Origin of the sequence: Bifidobacterium pseudolongum subsp. globosum, from assembly GCF_000741295.1 — a bacterium.
GTDB classification, from domain to species: domain Bacteria; phylum Actinomycetota; class Actinomycetes; order Actinomycetales; family Bifidobacteriaceae; genus Bifidobacterium; species Bifidobacterium globosum.
The window spans coordinates 1-23,546 of record NZ_JGZG01000015.1 but is presented as its reverse complement, the minus strand read 5'-3'; the positions used below and the strand labels follow the sequence as shown (position 1 = coordinate 23,546).

Here is a 23,546-nt window from a genome sequence, read left to right as displayed (position 1 = left end):
GCCGGCGCACCGGCACCCGTCTGCGCAGACTGCACAAAGCGAAAATCGAACGCATCAGGCGGCGTCACCGTGCCGACCGCACACTCACGTCCATGGCCGCGGGCCGCATTGCTGTGGGCAGTGTTTCCGCCTCACTGGGCACCGCACAAAGCCCTATGAGTCGTGCTTCCGCCTCCATCGGTGCCACCACTTCCTCCGACACCACCACGGTTACATCCAGCGCTACCCAGACCGCTACGGGTAGTGCTTCTTCTGCCTCGATGCATGCCACAGAAACGGCCATTTCTAGCGGAAAAGCTCTGGAGGGTAATAGGAAAAACACTACCCGTAGCGAAGAAAACACTACCCGTAGCGCAACAGAGAGCGCTGCGGATGCGGCGGATGGCACGCGCGGCAACGCCGAGAGCAGTGAGGGCAAGCCTGGCGATGCTGTGGATTGGCGCAAGCACCCGATCCGCGCCTGGCGCGCACAGTACGGCCGGTACAAGCAGACCAGGTTCTACCATACGTGGGCCAAGCGCCCGAAGTTCTCGTATGGCGCGTATCTGTGCGTTGCGTTTGCACTGCTGCTCATCACGGACATGATGTTGTTGTGGAGTATCGATACGAAGCACATGTACGATCCGGATGCCGAGTACTCATTCTTCCGGCAGATTCTCGACAGCTCGTACCACAGCTTGTCGTCCGCGGCGGGCATCCTCAATTTCTTCGCACTCGGCATGGTGTACCTCGTCTGTGTGACGGTCATCAACCGCTTCTGGTTAGGCACCGCCATATTCGGCGCGATTGCCGGCATCTATGCCTTCGCGTGCAAGATCAAATATGCGATGCGCACTGAACCCATCTTGCCTTCCGATCTCGGATTTCTCAACGGCGGCGGTGGCGGAGAGAACGTCGCATCATTCGTGACCGACGAGTATAAACCGATCATCGACCATGGAGTCACATTGATCATATGGTTCGTCGTCATATGCCTGCTGCTGCAGTTCCTCGACCGGCGCGGAGCGTTCATCCATTGTTCATGGAGACATCCGTTCGCGAACGCCAAGAACATCTTTGGCAACATCTGTCGCATCGCTGCGCCTGTGATGAGTGTCTGGCTCATCATGACTTATGCCGGCGCACTTTCGGTGCCGGATTCCTCGATTCGTGAATTCGTCAAAGACATTGGCTATTCCCCTGTTATCTGGAATGTCGGCGATGACGCGCGTGCCAACGGCGCCGCCACGACGTTCCTCTCACTGACGAAGGTCAAGGCGATGGATGATGAGCCTGACTACAACGAAGAGACAATGCAGGCGATTCACGACCGATACGCAAAGCAAGCGCAAGAAATCAACACGACACGCAACGCAACATTGACCGACACAACCGTCATCAATGTGCTTTCAGAAACGCTCTCAGACCCGAACCGCGTGCCCGGTGTGCATTTCAACATCGACCCGATGCCGAACATCCATGCGCTCAGCAATACGGCTACGACCGGTCTCATGCTCTCACCCGGTTATGGTGGAGGCACTGCCAACATCGAATTCCAGCAGATGACCGGACTGTCGATGGCCAATTTCAACGGATCGATGCTTTCGCCGTACCAGCAGCTCCTACCGACACGACCAGAGGTGTTCTCCTTCAACCAGATGTGGAACGAAGCATGCGGAGGCGACGATTCATGTTCCGTCGGTTTCCATCCGTTCCTGCAACGCTTCTACTTGCGCAATGCGAATTACAGGAAGTTCAAGTTCTCGCACCTGTACACGCTTGACAGCGACCCGAAGATCAAACATGCAGGCACCTATGAAGGCAAGAGCGGCAAATCAGGCAACGTCACCGACAAACAGGCCTACCAGAACGTCATCGATGAAGTGAAGACGAATGCACAGGCGGACAAGCCTGCACAGTTCATCGAACTTGTCACGATGCAGAACCATGCGCCGTATCCGGGCATCTATGGAGATGAAAATGAGTTCTTCGCTGCGGATGCGTCAAACGTGCCTGACGGCGAAAAAGGCGTCATCGGCAACTACGCGAAAGGCGTTCAGCGCACTGATGCAGCGACGAAACAGTTCCTTGACGAACTTGACGCAATCGATGAACCCATAACCGTTGTATTCTATGGCGATCATCTACCAGGCATCTATACAACGGCAGCCAACGATCCAAAGAATAGCCTCGCGCTCCATGAGACAGACTATTTCATCTGGTCGAACAAGGCATCCGCGGCGCACGACGTGAAACTGCCGGAATCGAACGCCGCGTATTCGTCATCCAACTATTTCATGGCCCAGACGGCGCAGCAGCTCAACGCGCGCGTCTCTCCATACCTCGCGTTGCTTACCGAACTGCACAACGAGATCCCGGCACTGTCGCGCGCCGTGACGAGCGGTGGCACTTGGTCACCCGATGGGTCGGTCACCTATCTCGACAACGAAGGCAAGGAGATGGATCCGAAGCAGTTCTCCGCGAAAGCGAAGCAGTTGCTGAGTGACTATAGGATGGTGCAGTACGACATGATGATGGGCAAGAATCATCTGCATTCCATGGGATTCATGGATCTGCCGAAGCAGTGAGCCGCTGTCGTTATACTGGGGCGTATGCCGAGAACGAATCCTTTGCAATCCCAGTCACCCGCCCCGCAATGGCAGGCGGTGAGCCGCGTCGTCTACCCCGTGCTCGACCAGGATCTGACGATGCCGCTGTACGCGGTCGAATGGACGCGCCCGCACATGGGCGAAGGCACGCTCGACCCGCACAAGGACTTCGTCTCGCTCGACTTCGCGCAGATGACGAAGACCGAGTTCCGCTCGCTGCTTGAAGACACGGCCCACGCGCAGCCGGCCGACGGCGCGCACAACGTGTTCCGTGTGAACGGGCGCGCGTCGCTCACCGTGCTCGCCGGGCGCCATGCCTCGCTGTGCACGTTCTTCAACGCCTTCCCCGCCGGCTATTGGCGGCGCTGGACACGCGTCGACGCCGTGCAGTTCAGTGCACGCGTGCGCGGCCGCGGCACCATCATGCTGTTCCGCTCCAGCGGCCGCGGCCTGTTTGAGCCCGCCGGCACAATCGACGTCAATGCGCCGACCCGCGCGACGACCGTGCGCGCGGAACTCGCCATGACCGGCCTCATGGACGGCGGCTTCTTCTGGTTCGACGCCAAGGCCGGCGACAGCGACGACCTGACGATCGAAGACGCCGCGTGGAGCGTGCCCGTTGAGGCGCGCCGCGGCAGCGACGGCACGCTGTCGATCGCCATCACCACGTTCAACCGCGCGCCGTACTGCCTCAACCAACTCAAGGCGATCGCCGCCGACGCGAATGTGCGCGGGCGGCTCGACACGATCTACTGCACCGACCAAGGCACCGATCTGGTGCGCGACGAGCCGGACTTCACCGCCGTGGCGAAGGACCTGGGCAGCCAGCTCACCTACGTGCGCCAGCGCAACATGGGCGGCTCCGGGGGGTTCGCGCGCGGCATGTACGAGACAGTGAAGGCCGGCAAAAGCGACTACACGCTGCTGCTCGACGACGACGCGATAAGCGAACCGGAGTCGATCATGCGCGCCGTGCAGTTCGCCGACTACTGCACGCGACCGACGATCGTGGGCGGCGGCATGTTCCACCTCGACAACCGCACGATGCTGTACACGCTCGGCGAGCGCTACAACCGCGCGTCGTACTGGACACAGCCCGCCGCCGGGCTCGAATACAACCATGACTTCGCCACGCAGCCGCTGAGGGACTCGCCGAAGCTGCACCGGCGCGCGGATTCCGATTTCAATGGTTGGTGGATGTGCCTGATCCCCACGCAGATCATGCGCGAGATCGGCTTGGCGCAACCGCTGTTCATCAAATTCGACGACGTGGACTACGGCTTGCGCGCCGAGGACCATGGCTACCACACCGTCTGCCTTCCGGGCGTGGCCGTGTGGCACCAGGCGTGGCATGCGAAGGACCCCTCGCGCACATGGGAGGGGTACTACCTGTACCGCAACCATTGGATCTGCAGCTTGCTGCATTGCACCAAGCCGTCGTGGCACTTCCTGTACGGCATGTTGTTCGACGACGCGAAGGCCGGTGTGGAACTCGTCTATTCCGCCATGCACCTGCACCATCTGGCCTTGCGCGACATCATGCGCGGTCCCGACTACATCGCGGATACGCTTGTCACCAAACTGGGCGACGTGCGCAAGGCGCGCGAAGGGTTCCCGGATTCCGCGACCACACGTAATCGCGACGACTTCCCCACTCCGAAGGCCGAATACATCGCGAACATGAAGCCGCGTTCGAGCATGATCGACGTGCGGCTGCAGGCCATGAAGACGATTGCGAAGGCATTTGTTTCACGCGGAAACGGCATGCGCGACACCCAGCCGGACCTGCTGATCCCCTCGCGCGACGCGTCCTGGCCCGCATACGCGGGTGTGAATTCCGCGGTCGTGACGTCTCCGGACGGTGATTCGGTGGCGTGGCTGCGGCGCGACAGCAAGCTCTACCGCCAACAGACGATGCGCGGGCTGTTCCTGGCCAAGGAGTTGCTCAAGCGTTGGGAAAGCCTGGCCAAGGAATACCAGAACTCCGATATGGCGAGCTTCGAGGCGTGGGCCAAGGTCTTCGAGGATCCGGCGAACCAGCTGCAGTAGCGCCGGTCAGGCGAGGCGGGCGTCCAGACGGTGGATGAACGCGGCCATGTCCTGCCGGTAGACAGTCGTCATGCCCTCATAGCGCCATGAACCGTTCGCGTTCTGGTAACCATCGGAGATGCGGGCCCCGCCGAGCCATTGGATGTCGGCAGCATGCGGCGTCTTCGCATTGACATCGGTGAAATCGGTGCGCGGCGTCACGCCGCCCGACTTGCCGGCGAGATCGGCGAGCCGCTTGAGGAACGCGGCCATGTCCTGCCGGTAGACCTTCGTCATGCCTTCATAACGCCAGGTGCCGTCCTCGTTCTCATACCCGTCGGCAATGCCCGCATGCGCAAGCCACAGGATATCTTCGGCATGCGGCGTCTTATCGGTCACATCGCTGAAGACAGCCCAATCCGAGGCATTCGGCTTCCACGTCCTCGCGTCTCCGATGTTGCGTTGTGCCGCTTCACGGCGAAGGAACGCGGCCAGGTCCTGCCGCACAATCGATCCCATGCCGCGGAATGTACCATCGGAGTATCCGGTTGTCACCCCATACTCCGCAAGCCACATCACATCGTCGTAATGCGAGGTGCGGAAATGCACATCGCGGAACAGCTGACGGTCAAACACGTTCATATCCACGTTGCCTGCGATGCCCGGCACGCTCGCGGACGAGGTGTACTGCCAACCACGCACTCCGGTGTAGTTCGGGAACGTGTAGTCGAGCTTCGTGTTGTACTGTGCGATCCAAGCCGTGCGCGCATGCAGCCACGAGGTGTTGAGCCGCGTGTTCATATTATTGAGATAGCTGTAGATGTACGTGTTGGTGTAGCCGGCGGCGGAGAGCGCGCCGAAGTACGTGCGCGCGATCTGCTCGTACTGCGATGCCCGCGTCGGCATCGTGTGACCACCCCAGTCGTCCTGCTCAAGATCGTAGAAAATTGGAAATGCGTTGTCGGTAATCTTGTATTTGCGCAGCAGCTGCACGGTCCATTCGCCTTCCTTGCGCGCGAAATCCGTGTTGTATGCATAGCTGTAGTGGTAGATGCCGAAGGGGATCTCCATCGCACGAACTTTGGCCAGATATTGCGAGAACCGCGCATCCTCGTACCCGTAGCCGTAGCCGATGCGCAGGATCACGCCGTCGATGCCGGAATTCTTGACCTTGGTCCAATCGATGGTCTTCTGGTGTTCGGAGACGTCAATCACCTTGAGCACCGGGTTCATCAGGGTGCCGTCTGACTGACGGAAGGTCTTGTAGCCGTTGTTGGGGCCCGTGACGCCCCATCCCCACTGCGCGCGTGCGGCGGAGCGCATGCGCGGGGCCGCCGATCCTGCGGTGGACTGGTCACCCGAGCCCGGATCGGTGGAGGTGTCTGCATTGGTCCACATGTGCGTCGGGTTCGGTGGCACATCTTCCGCCGGCACCTCAATGGAGGGACTGGTGGCCATCGGATCATCCTCGGCGTATGCGGGGGCCACGGTGGCTGCGCCGCAGCCCAACGCCAAGACCCCTGCGAGCATGAAGGAGATGACCGAACTGTGACCACGGGGGTGCGAATGATGCCGCATAAGACCTTTGCCTTCCGTTGCAATACCAGTGAATGGAATGTGTTGTGACGGTACGTGCGGAGAGTCATCCGCTGCTTCCAACCATGAACTGGCGGATGCCTCCAGTGTAAAAGGACACCCAGATGCAACCAGTGGGAATCCACCACATTCCGCGATGGGAGGATTTCCCACTGGTTGCATCTTGGCCCTTGGTTGCCGCAGTCAGGCGAGGCGGCTGTCAAGACGGTGGATGAACGCGGCCATGTCCTGGCGGTAGACCGAGGTCATGCCTTCGAAGCGCCATGAACCATTCACATTGCGGTAGCCCGTGCTGATACCCGAACCACCGAGCCACTGGATCGCGGCCCAATGTGGCGGCTGGCCGACTGTCACATCGGTGAAATCGGCCTTCGGCTTGACGCCGCCCGATTTGCCTGCCGCATCGGCCAGACGCTTCAGGAATGCGGCCATGTCCTGCCGCACGACCGGGTTCATACCGCGGAACGTAGAGGTGCCGTCAGGCTCCTGCCAACCCTTGGAGATGCCGTTGTCGGCAAGCCACTGGATATCGGCTGCATGCGGCGTGGGGTTTGCGCCCCCTTGCTGTACATCCGCAAAATCCATGCGGTTCCAGCGCGCATACAACGTCATGTTGCCGGTGACCGGTGTCGTGAAATCGAACCGCGCTCCGCCAGTGCGCGCCGTGTACCATCCGGCGAATGCGCGGCCGATGTTCATCGGTGTATCTGGCTGCGCAATGGTCTTACCATGCTGCACCTGCACTGGGGCGACGCTCGTGGAGGCGCCATTGCCGTCGAACTGAACCGTGTATGTGTTGAGCTTCCACTGTGCATACAGCGCTGCGTCCGAAGAGCCGAGCGTGTATTGCGCGCCCGGCTTGTACGCCGTGCCGGTGCCATTGGCCTTGGTGTTCCAGCCGGTGAAAGTGTGGCCCGTGCGGCTGAACGTGTTCACCGGCACAGTGACTTTGGCGTCGACCGACAACACCGCCGGATTCGACGACGTCCAGCCGCCACGGAGCTTGTACCGGCCTCCCATATAGGCGAGCTTGGCCTTGGCCTGCGCCTGCTGTCCCATCTTCAACTGGCTGGGCAGTTCGACGGAGACGCCCTGCGCAAGCTTGTCCACGCTCACATTGACCGAGAACTCGTACGTTCCCTTGAGGTTCGTCGCGGTCTGTGAACCCTGCAGTGTCGACGCCATTTCACCCGACCACGTTGTGCCGTACCTCATGCCAGAGGCTCCAGCGAACCCGTAATACCGGTTCTCCGGGGTGATCAGCGCCACGTAATGACCGGTGGCACCGTGCAGCTCGTTGTTGAGTTCCTTGAGATAGTCCGCTTTTTCGGAAGCCCACAGATCGATGGCGCCGCGCATGGTAGGCGGCCCCCATGCCAGGATCTCGCCCCAGGACCCGATGCCGTTGTATTGAGCCGTCCAGCAACTGTCGCCGTTGGGGCGCGTATGGCCCAGATCGTAGTCATATGCTTCAATCGCGCGCTGCAGTGCAATCAGCTCAAGCGCATTCGACCACTGCGGGTCAGATACTCGCTTTCGGTCATGCCGATTTCCTGTAGGTACTCCGGCACGGTCAGATAGGTGCCGTTGTATGGCAGTTTGATGTTCGCGTCGGCGAGCGCGTCTTTGCGCCATGCGATCACGCCGTTGAGCGCCTGTGCATACACCGCCCGCTGGTCGACTGTGTCCCGAGTGAACACGGTCGCGCCGCCCTCCCCGAGCGAAACGCTGGTCGTGCCTCCGACGGCGCGGGACTCGTCCGCCGCCGGCGCCGGCGCAGACAGTGTGGCCGCCAGCGGCCTATCGAGTGTGGGCGCCTCTTGTGCATGTGCTGCGGGAACGCCGGTTCCCAGCACCGCCAATACGACGACGACTGCCACATTGCGTTGGATTCTTCTCATAGTGCTCCCTCGCCCCCTCATCGCTGATTATGCTGTGAACATAATTCATTCCCATACTAGCAAGGCAATCCGCACCCAATCTTGCAAAATAACTACACATTCACAGTGTCATTGCATCGACAAAAGGGCCGCGCAATGAACAATTCCATTGCGCGGCCCTTTTGGCTCTGCAGTGCGGCGGCTATGCCGGGCGATCAGCCGTAGAACGGCGTCGCGTACTGCGGCGCGGCCGGGTACAGCGCCCACGAGATCGTGCGTTCCGCGATATTCGTGAACGCGGCATCGACAATCGTCACACGACCGGGCGCGACCGACACCACAAAGCCGGCGTGGCTTGCGCTCGTGGCCCATGTGGCGTCCCTGAACTTCCAGAACACGATGTCGCCCACCTTGGGGGTGTTGCTGATGCGGCCACGGCGCGCATACCAGTCGTAGTTGTGCTGCGGCCAGCCGGACTGCTTGCCGTTCACGGAACCGCTGTTGCACAGGAAGACGTCGTAGCCTGCCGAATGGAAGACGTACCAGACGAACGCCATGCACGGACCGTGCGGGCACACGATGCCGCCGTTGATGGCAAGCGCACCCGGGCAGTCCGGGTGCTTGCCGCGCAGGCTGCGCGCCACGGAGACGAGCTTGTTGATGATCTCCTGCTTGCCGTGCTGGCGGCCGGTCGTCTTGTCGAAGTAGTACGGGCGCCGCGCGCGTCAAGCAACGCAACACATTGCTGTTCCTGCTCGTGTTCGTGACGATTGCGCAGGTATTGTGGATCGCCGCGGCCGCACTGACGACCTACAACTACCCTGATTCGCAAAGCTTGATTGACGGCGCAGACGCACTGCTGAGCGGTGATATCGCCCGCTATTCCCCTGATTTCTGCCTCCCCACCGATCAATCGGAGCTCTGCGCGGCGCGCCCGCATGCCGTACCAAGCCCACACGCGTACTTCTCGTACTATCCGTTCCAGACAGGGCCGATGCTGTGGTATGTGTTCGCCGGGGCCATCTTCGGCTCGCACAACATCATCGCGTTCCAGATCCTCAACGCCTTCGCCATCACCGGTCTTGTGGCCGCACTGTGGCGCTTGGGCACGCTCATAGGGCTGGATGACGCAGGCCATGCGGCGCTTGCCACACTGCTCGCCACATGCGTTCCGCTGTTGATGTTCGCCACATTCGTCTACCCGAATGCCGTCGGTTTCAGCATCACTGTCACCGGTGTGGTACTGATCACCCAAGCGTTCCGCGCACAACACACATGGTCCTGCATACTCATTCTCGTGGCTGGATTCCTGGTCTGCGGCATCGGCGTGATCCTCAAATCGACATTCATCATCCTCATGCTCGCAGCGATCATCGGCATTGTGCTCGTGGTGATCGCCAACCGCAAATGGTGGCAAGGCGCGGCGGCCATTGTCTCATTCGGCGCGGCCTATATGCTCACCAAATTGCCACTGCGCGTCATCGAACACATCACCCATCAGGACTTCGGCAAGGGCATGCCCATGCTCTCGTGGATCACCTTGGGCCTCAATGAGCGCGAAGGAACGATGCCAGGCTGGTGGACCGGGATTCCCCTGCATACCTTCCATCAGACGCATGGCGACTATGAACAACAGTCGCAGGTAGCCAAAGACTTTGTGATGGAACGTATGCAGCATTTCACGCATAATCCAGGCGAGGCCATGGACTTCTTCTCGGAAAAACTCGCCTCGGAATGGGCGGAGCCAACGTTCATGACCTCAGTGTATTCACAACTGGGTTCCTCAGCACACGGTTTCACCGGCCTGCCGGAGTGGCTCCTGTCAGGAACCGGCGCCGCACGCCTCACGACCTATGAGAACGTGTCGCAAACCGTGCTCTATGCACTCGCGCTCACCGGTGTGATCGCCATGCTCATCTCCGTGGTGCGGTCGGCTGCACGTCCCATGGAAGATGCCACTGCATTCGCGCGCACCTTCCTGTGCGCCGCGTTCTTGGGTGGATTCCTGTGCTACCTCTTCTGGGAAGCCAAGGGCATCTATACGCTGCCGTTCTATCTGCTGCTGTTCCCGCTCGCTGCGTATGGCATGCAAACAATAATGCGCGCGACGCACCAAGGCGTCGCGCGCATACGCGGCAGAAGAGAACAGGCCTAGCCAGCCTCGTACAGACACAGATGGCATACGCAAAAGCCCCGAAACCGACGGCTCCGGGGCTTGGTGGCGGAGGATGCGAGATTCGAACTCGCGAGGCTGTTACACCAACACGCTTTCCAAGCGTGCGCCATAGGCCACTAGGCGAATCCTCCACGTGCACGCATACTACGTATGCAACGCAACTTGAATAAGATAACTCACCTCACATGGAATGGCAAGTTATGGCGTGTCGTACATCACGCCATGCCAAGGTACTGCTTCCAGAAGTCCACGGACTCGAGCTTCGGGGCGGCTTCCTGGTATTCGCGCTCCAAACGGCTGCGGTGCTTCTTGAAATACGCCACGTCGCGCTTGTACCGCTTGACGATCTCGCGATAGCGCTTCACGTCCTTGTGGCGGATCACACCCTTGCGGCTCGCCCAGTCGATCGAGACGATGGTGTTCTTGCCATGGATCGATCCGGATGGATACGCCCAGCCGTCATGCGTGATGATCGCATAATCGGCGCTGCCGTCCTGTCCCTCCTGACCGTCGCGCACGAACCGCTGGCCGTTGTGCGTCACGAAGTCGAACGCGCGTTCCTGCAGCGAGCGCGGCCGGTCGGTTTCGACCGTCTGGCGCGTGAGCCGATCCGGGTCGAAACTAACGAGCCCCTGCTCGGCGGCCTGTTGTTTGAGCTCATCAAACGGCACCACCTGCTCCTTGAGGCGGTTGGCGCGCATGAAACGCTCCTGCGCCACCGGCTGTTCGATGAACTTCGGGCCCTTGAGGAAGTCCTCGAAGCCGTCGAGCGCAAGCTCGGCGTCGGTGTAGTTGAATTTGCGCATCTCCAGATCGATCTGGCGATGCAGCCCCTTGAGGAACGTATCGAAATCGGGGGCGAGGCCGGTCGTCATCTGCGCGATCATGCCGTTGCGCGTGCTCTGGTAGCGTTCCACGCCGGCGTTGTAGCGGATTTCGAACTTGGCGTGCCACACGCAGATGCCGTTCATCGTCATGAACTTCGGGTGGCTACGAATGCCGTATTCCACGTCGTCATACCGCACAAACACTGGCAGCGGCAGGCCGACGCGGCGGATCACGCTCATTGGGATGCAGCAGTACCACCATGCCGCGTAGCGGTGTGCGTCGGCGGGAATCGACTCCTCTTCGTTGAACGCCTCGTTGTCGACCACATCAAGGTACTGCGAGACGAGCATCTGGCGTTTCGCCGGCACGCACACACCGAGTTCGGGGCTGATGTACCCGGTGTCCTCGCGCATGAGCTGCGTGTCTTCAATGTTGAGCATGGCGCCCGAGACGAATGCCTCCTCATACTCGCTGTTCACCATGCGCAGCAGTTCGTAGGTGCGACGGATGCTTTCGGGCGAGACCTCCACGTCGTCGTCCATGATCAGCACATGCGTGGCGGGCGTGGACTGCTCCATCGCCTCGATCATGCCGCGTGCGAAGCCGCCGGCACCGCCCACGTTCTCGTTCGGGCTGATCGTGATGCGCGGGTCTCCCGACTCATTCGGATCGAGCGTCTTGCCGTTGTCCACGACGTGCATCGTCAGATGCTCGCTGATGTCCGTATGCGAATCGAGCAGCTCACGCTTGATGAGCTGCATGTTCTTGCGGATGAATGACTCCTTGCGGAACGTCGTTGTGGCGATCGCCAGATCAACCGTGCGCGGGTCGCCGTCGATGTCGACTTCGTAGTACGCGTCGCGCATCGAGACGGCACCTTGTGCGCTGAGCTGGAATCCCGCGAGCACGGTCTGCTCATCGTCCGTCAGGTCGAGCACGACGTCGGTCCATGTGGCGGTCTGCGGCAGTGCCACGGACGTCTCGTCGAGCGTTTCCGGTTCCAGACCCAAACGCGTGGCTCGCGTCTGCGTGATGGTGCACGGCGCGCCTTTCACCTGCAGGCGCAACCGGTAGGCCGTCGCACGCGTGTAGCGGCGCAGCTTGATGACCGACAGCGCGTTGAAGTATGTGGTGAAATCGACCGCACCGCCTTCGGCGAGCGTCCACGCGCCGTCCTCGCCCGTGGGGCGGAACGGCGTGTCCGTTCGGTAATACAGGGTTGGGAAATGCAATGCGCGCGGGGTGGATTCCAGCAGCACATTCGCGAAACGAATCGACGCCATGGTTCCTCACTTACTGTGTATTGACGCCACGTCTTTCGGCGTAGGAAGCTCCGTACTGGGTATACGGTGTTCGAGTGTAGTCCGCGCGGCGAACGCGGGCACGCGCTACCGCGTAGGCGCCAGCGGTTCGCCGTAGATCGGCGCGACTTGCGCGCGGATGCGGTCGCGGTACTGGTAGCGCACCTCCGGGTCCGCGAAGCCCGCGCCCGGTTCGGGAATCGGTTGGCCGATCGCCGTCTGCGTCCAGCGTGACCCCATGCGCAGCACCGCCTGGTGCTTCACATCGTAGTACCCGGGCTTCACCACGATGTACGAGCCGGAGCACCCACGCGCGGCCGCGAGCAGATGCGGGTGGTAGCGCGTGGACAGCCAGCGCTGCCCCGGGCGTGCGGGGAACCCGAAGTCGATGAGATGCTGCAGCGGGAACAGGACCGGCTCGTAGCCGTGCGCACGCAACGCCTCCATCGTGTCGATGCTATCGCGCGGAATGCATTCGACGACGCCGATCGGCGCGCCCTGCGGCACGTGCCAGTGATCGAACACATCCATGACATGCCGCAGCACCGCCTGCTTGTCGTCGATCAGGTCGGATTGGATGCACAGCATCGTGTCGGGCAGATCGGCGGTGTCGTCACGGTAGACGCCGTTGAGCGCGTTGACGAAGCAGTCGTCGGGGGCGATGTCCACAAGGTCGTGTTTGGGGTCCACCGCGGTCACACTCTGCTGGTCGCGGCATGAGAACGCGGTGACGGCAAGCGCCACATCGTGCACATACGCGGCGTCCCCGGCGGTCAATGGCTCCAGTCCCACGCCGCTGACGACGGCCGGGATGCCCCGCTGCTGCGCCCATTGGGGGGCGGCGAGCCGCGAGAGGCCGGCTGACCATTCGCTATGCATGTAGCCGCCGCCTATTACATGGCAGTCCTTGATGTGGTTGGCGAAGAGCTGGATGCCGGCGGCGTAGCGAGGCGCCTGGCCCTCATCGTCAAGCTGCGCGTGCAGACGCTCGGCGAGCAATGCCACAGGCACGCCGCCTTCGCCTTTACCTGTTTCGCGCAGCAGGTCGAGATAGTTGTTCTGGGCGAGCTGGGCCACCGTGTCCACGCTCATGACGCGTGGGTGCAGCCCATACAGGTATGCCGCCGCCGGCCCGGAGCACATACAGTCAAGTACGACGGGCGTCTCCGGATCGATTTGTGCCAGATATTTGACCCATTCTCGGGCGATGAGCTCGTCACCGTAATTGGGGAATCCGGCCTCGCCGATCAGATAGTGGGCGGCGAGTACAGCCGGTGCACCGGCCTGTGCCGGCGCGGGTTGTACAGGCTCCTGACCGATGCCGTAATGCCGGTCGTGGAGCGCGGTGATGACGTTCCAGAACTGTTGTTTGGCGGCGTTCACGATGGCATTGCCATGCGAGGCGCGGTCAGTGCGCATAATCGACTCCCAACACTAACGGGCAAGTCGTCTTAATGTACCTCACCGCAGGCGGGTCATGCAAACGGCTTGTGCGCGGCCGGCGCAACGCTCAGCGCGCCGCCTCGTCGCTATATTCCGCGCGCGGCGAACCGTCGGCGGTACGGGCGTCGAGCTCGGCACGCTGCGCTTCGGCGGCGGCCTGCGCTTCCAGTTCGCTCACCTGCGTGATCGAGAGCGAACGGTTGTTGATGAGCGCATAGTTCGTGTTGCGCGGGTCGCGGATCACGAATGTGCAGGCGTTGTCGTCGAGCGCCACGGCCACCGCGTCGGTCATCTTGGCGTCGCCCGGGGTCGGGGTGCGCAGCGAGGTGATCAGGCGGAACTCGCCATTATTGAACAGGTTCAGCGGCAGCTCGAAGTAGACGGTCTGGTGCCCGTGCTTCGTCATCTTGATCTTGCGCGCGCCGGTGTCGAAGGTGATGCCGCCACGGCGGATGTCGTGCAGGGCGATCGCAAGGTAGAAGTCACCGGGTTCGTCGTACTGGTATTCGACGGCGAAGCGGAAGGTTTCTGCGCTCGTGAGCATCAGCGGCGAGACGCCGTAGGTGCGCAGGAGCGGGCAGCGCGCGTTGAGGCCGTTCGGGTATTCGTCCGGATTGCGCTCGAGCGCCTTGCGCTTTTCGGATTCCTCCTGCTTCTGCGCCTCGAGGTTGGCGAGCGTATAGCGTTCGGCCACCGTCTCGCGGTCGCCGATCACCGCCACCTCACCGTCCTGGATGAACATGGCGCGCGTGCAGTAGCGCTTGATCGCGCTCATGTCGTGCGTCACCAGGATCACGGTCTTGGTGGGGTCCTTGCGGATCTCGGTGAAGTAGTCGTCGCATTTGCGCTGGAACGCCTCGTCACCGACGGCGAGCACCTCGTCGAGCACGAGGATGTCGCCCTGCGCCTTGATCGCCACCGAGAACGCGAGGCGCACCTGCATGCCGCTCGAATAGTTCTTGAGCTTCTGGTCCATGAAGTCCCCAAGCTCGGCGAACTCGACGATGTCGTCGTACATCGCGTCGACCTCTTCGCGTGAGAACCCGAGCAGCGCGCCATTGAGATAGACGTTCTCGCGGCCGGTCAGCTCGGGGTTGAACCCCACGCCCAGCTCAATGAACGGCACGAGTTTGCCGTGCACCGTGACCGAACCCTGGTTCGGGTAGTAGATCTGCGCGATGAGCTTGAGCAGGGTCGACTTGCCGCCGCCGTTGCGGCCCACAATGCCGAAGAACTCGCCTTGGTGCACCTGGAACGTGACGTCTTTGAGCACCTGCTGCAGTTCGTAGCCCTTGATGCCCTTCGTCCAGTTGATGAAGGCCTGCTTGAGGCCGGTCGCCTGTTCGGTGGGCAGTTTGAACGATTTGCTCACGTGGTTCACGTCGAGCACCACGGGCTGCTCCTGGTAGTTGGCGATGCCCACTGCCTCCACAGTGCCGTCCTGGTTGAGCTCGGTCATCACATCACCTCCGCGAACTTGCGGCTGTTGCGTCGGAAGACGTACACACCGAACCACAGCAGCACGAGCGTCACCACGAACGGGAACGCCTTGGCCCACGGCGAATGGAAGGTGTTCCAGATCGTGGGCTGGGTCGCCGGCGCGATGAAGTTGTGCCGGATGTCCTGAATCGTCTGCGCGATCGGGTTGAGCAGCTCGAGGTTCGCCACGGCGCTGTATTCCGGGTGCTTTTCCGTGATGAAGCTCAAGGGGTAGATGATCGGCATGGCGTAGAAGATGATCTGCTGCAGCACTTCCCAGATATGCAGCACATCGCGGTAGTACACGTAGAATGTGGCCAGGATCAGCGCAAGCGCCAGCGCAATCACATACAATTCAAGCACGTTGAGCGGCAGCCACAGCACGCGCCAGGTGAACTGGACGCGCGCGAACAGCGCGAAGACGAGCACCACGAGGTAGTTGATGCCCAACGAGATCAGTGAGCCGACCGAGGCCGAGACCACCACGATGTAGTTGGGGAAATGCACTTTGCGCAGCAGGTCGCCGCGGTCGACGATCGACCGCAGGCCGATGCCGACCGTTTCGGTGACGAACTGCCACGAGCTGATGCCGAGCAGCAGCACGACCGGGTAGGTGGGCGTGCCGTCGGTCATGCGCATGAACTTCGCGAACACCACATACATGACGCAGAACAGCATCAATGGCTTGAGCACCGACCATGCCACGCCGAGGAACGATCCTTGGTAGCGCATCTTGAAGTCCGTTTTCACCAGACCCCGCAACACGGTCATCGCGTACCCATACCGGTCACGCAGTCGTTGAGTCAAATCGTGCACTCGTCTTGTCCTTTACTTCCAGTCTTCCACGGTCCTATGCGCGCACGGCCGTGGTCAGTCGAGGTCCAGGTAGTGCTCCCAGAACTGCAGCGACGTGAGCTTCGGGAAGGCCTGGGCATATTCCTCACGCAGGCGGTTGATGTTCGCCTTATAGTACTTCAGGTCACGCTGGTAGCGCTTCATGATGCGCGCGTAGCGGTTCGGGTCCTTGGTGCGGATCGCGCCCTTGCGGTTGTACCAGTCGATGACGATGAGTTTCTTCTTGCCTCGGATCACGCCGGCCGGATAGACCCAGCCCAGCAGCGGGATGACCGCGTAGCCTTCGCCTTCGTTCTTGAGGATGCGCTGGCCGTTGTCGGTAACGAAGTCCTGGATGCGCTCACTGCGCGAACGTGGCTTGTCGGCATCGATCAGCTGGCGCGTGATCGTATAGGCGTCGAACCCGGCGAGGTCCGGGTCCTCATCGGCCATACGCTGCAGTTCATCGAGGTCGTGCAGGGTCTCCTTGTTGCGGTTCGCGGCCATGAAACTCTTCTCGGCCTGCCCCTTGGTGCCGATGAACTTCGGTCCCTTGAGGAAGTCCTCGAACGCGTCAAGGCACAGCTCGGCGTTGTCATAGCCGAACTTCTTGAGTTCAAGCTGCATGTTGCGGTGCAGTTCATGCATGAAGTCGGCGTGTGGAGCCATGCCGGCCGCGGCCTGCGCGATCATCGTGTTGCGCGTGGTCTGGTAGCGTTCCACCGCAGGGTTGTACCGTTTGTGGAACGACATGTGCCACACGCACAGGCCGTTCATTGTGATGAAGTCGGTCTTGCAACGGATGCCATATTCGGCATCGTCGCACCGCACAAACAACGGCAGAGGCAGGCCGTTGCGTTCGATCACGGAAATCGGGATGCAGCAGTACCACCACGCCGCATAATGGTTGTCTGGCGTGATCTCCTTGGTCATCTCATGGATTTCATTGAAGATGATGTCTTCGAACTGGGTCAGGCGCAGCGGTGGCTTGCAAGGCGCGAAGATACCGTCCTTCGTCATGAAGCCGGTGTCTTCCCACTGGTCCTCGCCCACCTCGTAGTTGAGCATGGCGCCGCTGATCATCGCCTCGCGGTATTGCGGCTTGAGGATGCGTAGCAGGTTGTAGGTGCGCTTGATGCTTTCGGGGGAGACGGCCACGTCGTCATCCATCAACAGCACATTTGTGGCCTTCGGCTTCTGGCGCATCGCGGCGATCATGCCACGCGTGAAACCGCCTGCGCCGCCGACATTCTCATTCGGAATCACCTCGATGCGGTCGCCGCTGAGCGCCATGGCGTCGAGGGTGCGCCCATTGTCGATCACATACATATGGAAGTGCTTGGCGATGTCGTCACCGGACTCGATGATATGCGACCGCACCAAGCCGATATTGTTGATGATGAAGCTTTCCTTCTTGAACGTGGTGGTGGCCACAGCGAGCTCCACCTCGTTGAAATCATCTTCCACGTCGAGCACGTAGTGGCTGTTGCGGATCGCCACCTGGCCTTCGGTCACGATCTTGAAGCCGACGAGCACCATCGTGTCGGTGATGACGAGTGGCAGATCCACGACCTGCCAGTCGTCCGAGGCCGGCACAGTCACGTCGGTACCTTCCACGAGCAACGATTCATGTGCAAGTGCATCCCCCATCGTCTGCTGCACCGTGCACGCGGCGCCCTTGAGCTCGAGATGGAGCATCGCGGAGCGCATGCTCGTGTAGGTGCGCAGTTTGCTTACCGACAGGGCGTTGAAATAAGTGGTGAAGTCATACACGCCCTGCGCGTACATCACCCAATCGCCAAGTCGCGCGTCGAAGACCACCGGCTGGTCGGACTCGCAGTACAGGCTCGGAAAGCTGACGGAACGCGGATTTGTCTCCAATAGGACGTTCGCAAATTGTATCGATGGCATACACCAACCCCAAACATCTCGACGACTTAACGGATACTGGTACTCACGTTCAGCATAATCGCCGTCGTAGAATTTCAGTGGCCGGCCGGTAATCACCCTTGGGCGAACACCGGCCGTCGCATTCACTCGTCGCAGAGTGCAACCGGCGGAGTTGTGCACGCGCACCAGTCCCCCACCGGCACATAGCATTCGTCAGGCAGCCATATCAACATGCACCGCACCGCCTTCCCGCTCATGCCCGCACACGCCGGCGCTCGCATCCGCGGCATTGTGTTCGCGTGCCGCGAGCCGCTCGATCTCCTGTTCGAACAGCGGCAGCGCAAGCTCGCAGTATTCGGGCAGCGACTGTTTGAGCAGGGTCGCCGCGGCGCGCACATGGAACCCCTCGCCCTGCCCCTGCAGTTGGGCCAGCACCACGGTGGCCAAGTCGTCGCACCGGTCGCAGAACGCGCGCCATTGCGTTGTGCGCGCCTTGTACCCGCGCGCGGCCACGGCGTTCCAGTCGGGTTCGCATTCGTCGATCGCCATGATCGGCAGCATCAGCACGTTCATCGCGCGCACCTGGTCGCCCATGTGCTCGAGCGTGCGCACCCCGCGGTCGAAGCGTTCGCGGTCGCGCTGCTGGAACCCCATCGTCAGGTCGTCGGAGAGCACCGAGCCCATCAGCGAGTCGGCGAGGTCGCGCAGATACACCGGGTTCTCCCACAGCGGCTCCCCGGGCAGTGTGCGCGTCTCCTCGACCGCCATCAGCAGTTGTGCGGGGTCGGCGGTGGCACGGTCCCACAGGGCACGGTAGGCGTGCACGAGCCGGTTCGCGTCGTAGAGGTACCGCCTGTCCGCGGCGATCGTGACGGCCGCGTGCCCGTCCGGCGAAAGCCACGGCACGTCGCCGATCTTCAGCGCGCGGGCGTAGTCGAGGTCGGCCTGCGCATGCAGCGAGCGCAGGTATTCGACCACGCGGCGGTAGCGCGTGTCGGCGCAGGCGCCCTGTGCGCGCACGTTCGGGTCTTCGCGCAGCATGCACATGCCTATCCCGGGGTTGGTGAGCAGCATCGTGGCGATCTGCGCGCTCGACGCGGTGGGCGCTCCCCAGCGCAGCATGCAGTAGGCGGCGAGTCGGTGCGCCTGGTTGCCGTATTCCGCGCGGTCCGCAGCGCGCTGCTGCTGTGAGCCGAAGCGTTTCACACCGCTGCCGTGCAGCCAGCGCGAGATCTGCACTTGGCTCATCGGGCGGATCGTCACGGGCATGCGTGGGCTTGTCTGGCCGAGCAGCATGGCCATCGTGGCGTCGTTGATCAGGTCGTAGAGCCAGACGGCGAGCCCTTTCTGCCGCACGATGATCGACGTGTGCGTCAGGAACTGCCGCGCGCATTCCACGAGCGCGGCGTCGAGGCCCAACGACGCGACGCACATGAGCGAGGCCCAGCATGTGGAGCCGAACGCGCTGGACGCGAGTTCGACGAGCTGCGGGTCGAACACCTCGTCGTGGAACGCGCCGGTACGCCCGTGGAAATCGCATGAGAGCGGTGTGGAGGCGGGGCTGCGCAGCGCGCTGTCGCAGCGCGCGCCCGGGCACGGCGCCGTGGGCTCGGGCTGCGCGCTGTCCTCCGCGCCCGCGGATTGCGCGAAATCCGCGGATTCGCCGCGGTCTGCGCAATCTTCCTCCCCCGCGCGGGCGGGCTGGACCACGGGGTACAGGTCGCCGTCGATGCCGGCGAACGAGAGCGATGAGGCGGCCGTGACTTCGTTGAACCTGCGCTCGAGCGCGTCGAGCAGTGCGAGGAATCCCGCCGAATCCATGGTGAATGGTGTGCGCATGGTGTGCTCCTTGTCTGTTGCATGGCTGCGTCTTGTTGCGTGTCTGCGCGCGCCGGCGCCTCACGTGGCGGCCAGCGCGCATGGATGCCACATTCCCATGCCCCGCACGCCCACACCACAGGCAGAGTGAAGAATGTGGATAAGTGGACGACACTCCGCCCATCCACAACGGCCATGCCGACTGTGGATAGAGGCGCGCGTTCAGGCTTTTTTCAGCCGGTCTGAGTAGAACCAGACAACAGACGGAACAATTTCCACACTGAACGGACACAGGAGAGACACCGGATGTTTGTTGCCAAGAACGCATGGGCCGAACTGCGCCGCCATCCATGGCGCACGGCACTGATGGTGATTGTGAGCCTGCTCGTGACCATGTGGTCGGTCTTCGGCGCCGCGGTGATGCACGAATACCACGCCGCGCACGGCGAAGGGTACGAGGCGCTCAAACCGCAGGCCGTGGTGCGCATGACGGACACTGCGCTCAAGGACCGCAACGGCGACGACGCCGACTGGACGAAGCGCTACATCACATGGAACGAGTACAACGTGCTCGGCGCGGCCGCCCAGGCCAAGCAGGTGCAATTCGACTACTCCGTGGTGGCGTCGGTGCCAGTGCGCTCGACCGATTCCTTCAAGGCGATCACCACAAGCGCCACGTCCGGCGCAGGCCAGAACGAGACCGGCGGCGACTTCACCCTCACCTCGTTCTACAACGAACCGGCTGTGGCCGCCAACGAATACGGCTCGTTCAAGGTTGTGGAAGGCAGCAAGCTCAACTACCAGGATGTGACGGCGCGCGACGTGCTGATCTCGCAGGAACTCGCGAAGAAGAACAACCTCAAGGTGGGTAGCACCATCACCATCGGCAATCCGGCCAACGCCAAAACCACCTACACGTTCACCGTCGGCGGCATCTACACCTATACGAGCACGCCGCAGGGTGTGCAGGGCGATGACGCGCAATTCGCCAAAGACAACCGCAACAATGTGATCTACACGAGCTACTACGACTTCGCGGCAAGCGGGCTCGACACCACCGAAGGCTCCGGCTGGGCCGTACCGGACATCAACATCGTGTTCACGCTGGCCAATCCACAGGCGTACGAACAGTTCAAGAGCGCGCTGAAGCCCGACCTGCCGGAGGGGTTCGCCGTAAGCTCTCCGACGATCACCGCCTACGAGCGCTCGCTCGAACCGCTCGACAAGCTGGCGGGCACCACGAAGATCATGCTCATCTGCCTGTGGAGCGTCGGTGGGGCAATCGCGCTGCTGCTGACCTTGCTCAAGGCATGCCCGCGCCGCGAAGAGATCGGCTATGGGCTGGCCGTCGGCGTCACGAAGTCGCGCATGGCATGGCAGTTCATGGTCGAGATCCTGCTGCAGACCGTGCTGGGTGTGGCGCTCGGCCTGCTGATCGGCGGCTGGACCGCGAATCCGCTCGCCACTCAGCTCGCGCAGGGGCACACGATCGCGATGCACGGCGGCGTGCTGTGGAACGTCACATGGATCGCGCTGCTGGCGTGCCTGCTGCTCGCCATTATCGCAGGCGTGCGCGTGGCACTGTTCCGCACCGCGCAGCTGACGCATTCGCCATACCTCAATTCCGCCGACCCGACCACCAAGGAGCAGTGATGAGCAATCAGGAGCACCGCAGCGAACCGCAAGAGCGCACCGACGCCGTGGAAAAGCTCGACGAGTTGATGACCGATGAGTCGGCCGAGCCGGGCATGAGCTATACGATCGAATACGACGACGACACCGACGCAGACACCATAGACACCGCAGACACCACAGACGTATCCGTCCCCGAACCCGCCACCGCCACAACCGACGCGGACCATGCAGACCCGGATAAACAGGAGGCGGAAGCCGCCGCGAACACCGCCGCGGCGGCGCTCGACGAGCCAGACGAAGAAGACAGCGCGGACGACGTGGACGATTCGGTGTTCCGCGCCTACCCGATGTTCTCGATGCGAGGCGTGACGGTGGCTGACGCGAAGACCGGCGAGCATATCTGGAACGACCTCACGATGCGGTGCGAGGCCGGCACATCATACGGCGTGCTCGTCGATGCGCATAACACCCGCCAGCACGACACGCTTGTGGCGTTGATGGCCGGCTTCGCACACCCCGCCGAAGGCAGTGTGATGACCAAATCGACGCCGCTGCACGACCTGACGCCGCTCGAACTGCGCGGGCACCGCATCGGCGTGCTGCTGCAGCAGTTCGCGCTGCGCGGCGACCTGAGCGCCGCGGCGAATCTCGAATACGCGATGGACGCGTCGAACCGCAACTACCTCAAGCCGATCGCCGTGCTCGCACAGGAGCTGCTGACGCGCGTCGGCTTCGCGCCAAGCGGCGACGACAACGCGACGCAGGCCGAGCGTTCACGCGCGCTTGTGCGCACGCTCGGCGCCGTCGACCGTGCGCGGGTCATGGTCGCGCGCGCAATCGCCACCGACCCCGACATCGTGCTCGCCGACGAGCCGACGGCCACACTGGACGAGGCCGACACCGCAGACATCCTTGATCTGCTGCGCGCGCAGGTGCACGGCGAGTCGAAGCGGCGCACCGTCATCGTCGTCACGACCGACCCGCATGTGGCGGCCGCGATGGACGAGACGATCGACCTGACGCACTGAGCGCGCGGCGGCTCAGTCCACGAGCCGCATGTGGTATTCCTCGGCGAGCGCCGGCACGTCCGGCTCGCCGTAGGTGCGCACGAGCTCGAGCCACTGCTCCTTGTTGTCTTCGCCGAACCGCGCGGCCTTGCGCGCGTAGGCGTCTGCGGTCAGGAACTTCGGCGGCACCGATTTGCTGTGGTATTTGTCGGCCACCATGACCACTTCCTGCTCGAGGTTCACTGGCACGTAATCGTCCGGTGGCAGCGGCAGGCCCTGGCGTATGACGGCGTCGCGCGTCAATCCCACTCCCGTGTGGTTGCGCGCGTATTGCGCGATCGATTCGTCGTAGCCTTCGTTGAGCAGCAGGTCGTAGCCGATGAGTCCGTGCTGCACATAGTGCGGGCCGTCGAAGGTGAGCGGCTCGCCGTCCGAGCCGTCGTTCTTGAGCACACGGTACGTGCCGATGTCGTGCAGCAGCGCGCCGAGCACGGCCTGACCCGCGTCGAGGTAGCGCGGCGGGATGACGCCGCCCGTCACGCCGTCGGTCGCGGGCACGGTGAACGCGCCTTGCATCGCTTCGCCGGTGCGTTCGGGCGCGTCCGAGGGCAGCGTGCAGCGGCGCATGAACAGCGCGTTGCGCCGGTGGATGAGCTGGCGAGTGATCTGCGCGACAATCACGCAGTGGGTGTGAATGAGGTCGTATGCGGCGTCGGAGGGCGCGAGTTTGCGGTGGAGCGCCTCGATTTGGTCCACGGTGGGGATGATTCCTGTCATGCTGCCCATCGTAGTCGCGCTGCGATGGGCTCTCTACCGTTGCAAGCTAGTTTGTTCTAGTTTGCATGCGCTGATTGCTCAGTGCAGCTCCAAGCCTCACACGCCTTGGCGGGCGTTGCTTGGTTCGCGTTTCACTGGGGTCTGCGCGGCCGGTGCATGCCGGCCGTGTCTTGCGTCCCCTCCGCGCGCGTTTAGCGTCTCCGGGGCACTCCCGGCGACGTTGATGTTGATGGCCGCGTTCAGGTCGCGGTCGATCCTCAAACCGC

The 23,546-nt window shown here is 62.2% G+C and carries 16 protein-coding genes and 1 tRNA gene; 5 read left to right on the top strand and 12 right to left on the bottom strand.

Features of this window, described 5'->3' with window-relative positions:
• Positions 1–92: 92 nt before the first annotated feature.
• Together BPSG_RS07685 and BPSG_RS07680 are read left to right on the top strand one after the other, a co-directional pair.
• A complete protein-coding gene (locus tag BPSG_RS07685; protein ID WP_099309751.1) occupies positions 93–2,567 on the top strand; it encodes an LTA synthase family protein in 2,475 nt (824 codons plus the stop codon).
• Between the two features lie 24 nt (positions 2,568–2,591).
• Positions 2,592–4,637 (top strand): glycosyltransferase, encoded by a 2,046-nt coding sequence (locus BPSG_RS07680; protein WP_026644156.1) that lies wholly within the window; start codon positions 2,592–2,594, stop codon positions 4,635–4,637.
• Positions 4,638–4,643: 6 nt separating this feature from the next.
• Here BPSG_RS07680 and BPSG_RS07675 read toward each other — a convergent pair whose 3' ends face one another.
• The 4 genes from BPSG_RS07675 to BPSG_RS07660 form a co-directional block, all read right to left on the bottom strand.
• Positions 4,644–6,146, bottom strand: a complete 1,503-nt coding sequence (locus BPSG_RS07675; RefSeq protein ID WP_160268232.1) for a GH25 family lysozyme — start codon at positions 6,144–6,146, stop codon at positions 4,644–4,646.
• 249 nt (positions 6,147–6,395) lie between these two features.
• Positions 6,396–7,571 carry an InlB B-repeat-containing protein gene (locus BPSG_RS08525; protein WP_160268235.1) on the bottom strand — a complete coding sequence of 392 codons (1,176 nt, stop codon included), beginning with the start codon at positions 7,569–7,571 and terminating at the stop codon, positions 6,396–6,398.
• 134 nt (positions 7,572–7,705) lie between these two features.
• On the bottom strand, positions 7,706–8,113 hold the full coding sequence (locus tag BPSG_RS08735) for a hypothetical protein (RefSeq protein ID WP_160268237.1): 408 nt from the start codon (positions 8,111–8,113) through the stop codon (positions 7,706–7,708).
• Positions 8,114–8,307: 194 nt separating this feature from the next.
• The gene (locus BPSG_RS07660; protein WP_026644158.1) at positions 8,308–8,736 is read right to left on the bottom strand and encodes a CHAP domain-containing protein; all 429 of its coding nucleotides are present in this window, start codon (positions 8,734–8,736) and stop codon (positions 8,308–8,310) included.
• A gap of 113 nt (positions 8,737–8,849) precedes the next feature.
• Between BPSG_RS07660 and BPSG_RS07655 the strand changes: the two genes are divergently transcribed.
• Positions 8,850–10,247 carry a hypothetical protein gene (locus BPSG_RS07655; RefSeq protein ID WP_155271908.1) on the top strand — a complete coding sequence of 466 codons (1,398 nt, stop codon included), beginning with the start codon at positions 8,850–8,852 and terminating at the stop codon, positions 10,245–10,247.
• Positions 10,248–10,311: 64 nt separating this feature from the next.
• On the opposite strand, the gene BPSG_RS07650 is transcribed toward BPSG_RS07655, so the two are convergent.
• The 7 genes from BPSG_RS07650 to BPSG_RS07620 form a co-directional block, all read right to left on the bottom strand.
• A tRNA-Ser gene (locus BPSG_RS07650) sits at positions 10,312–10,399 on the bottom strand.
• Between the two features lie 84 nt (positions 10,400–10,483).
• Positions 10,484–12,379: a glycosyltransferase family protein gene (locus BPSG_RS07645; RefSeq protein ID WP_026644159.1), complete on the bottom strand. Its 1,896-nt coding sequence runs from the start codon at positions 12,377–12,379 to the stop codon at positions 10,484–10,486.
• A gap of 105 nt (positions 12,380–12,484) precedes the next feature.
• On the bottom strand, positions 12,485–13,816 hold the full coding sequence (locus tag BPSG_RS07640; RefSeq protein WP_225531866.1) for a polysaccharide pyruvyl transferase family protein: 1,332 nt from the start codon (positions 13,814–13,816) through the stop codon (positions 12,485–12,487).
• Between the two features lie 91 nt (positions 13,817–13,907).
• Entirely contained in the window at positions 13,908–15,299 is a 1,392-nt protein-coding gene (locus tag BPSG_RS07635) for an ABC transporter ATP-binding protein (RefSeq protein ID WP_051592127.1), read from the bottom strand.
• A complete protein-coding gene (locus BPSG_RS07630; RefSeq protein WP_033502369.1) occupies positions 15,299–16,135 on the bottom strand; it encodes an ABC transporter permease in 837 nt (278 codons plus the stop codon). The genes BPSG_RS07635 and BPSG_RS07630 overlap by 1 nt, the downstream gene beginning before the upstream one ends.
• 54 nt (positions 16,136–16,189) lie before the next feature.
• Positions 16,190–18,064, bottom strand: coding sequence for a glycosyltransferase family protein (locus tag BPSG_RS07625; protein ID WP_026644162.1), 1,875 nt, complete (start codon positions 18,062–18,064; stop codon positions 16,190–16,192).
• Between the two features lie 192 nt (positions 18,065–18,256).
• Entirely contained in the window at positions 18,257–19,882 is a 1,626-nt protein-coding gene (locus BPSG_RS07620; RefSeq protein ID WP_051592129.1) for a hypothetical protein, read from the bottom strand.
• A 285-nt stretch (positions 19,883–20,167) separates the two neighbouring features.
• Between BPSG_RS07620 and BPSG_RS07615 the strand changes: the two genes are divergently transcribed.
• Both BPSG_RS07615 and BPSG_RS07610 read left to right on the top strand, forming a co-directional pair.
• Positions 20,168–21,514, top strand: coding sequence for an ABC transporter permease (locus BPSG_RS07615; protein ID WP_026644163.1), 1,347 nt, complete (start codon positions 20,168–20,170; stop codon positions 21,512–21,514).
• Positions 21,514–22,524, top strand: coding sequence for an ATP-binding cassette domain-containing protein (locus BPSG_RS07610; protein ID WP_051592130.1), 1,011 nt, complete (start codon positions 21,514–21,516; stop codon positions 22,522–22,524). The genes BPSG_RS07615 and BPSG_RS07610 overlap by 1 nt, the downstream gene beginning before the upstream one ends.
• Positions 22,525–22,536: 12 nt before the next feature.
• Here the strand turns inward: BPSG_RS07610 and BPSG_RS07605 are convergent, their stop codons facing one another.
• Complete coding sequence (locus BPSG_RS07605; RefSeq protein ID WP_026644164.1) at positions 22,537–23,280, bottom strand: HD domain-containing protein; 744 nt, start codon at positions 23,278–23,280, stop codon at positions 22,537–22,539.
• Positions 23,281–23,546 lie beyond the last annotated feature (266 nt).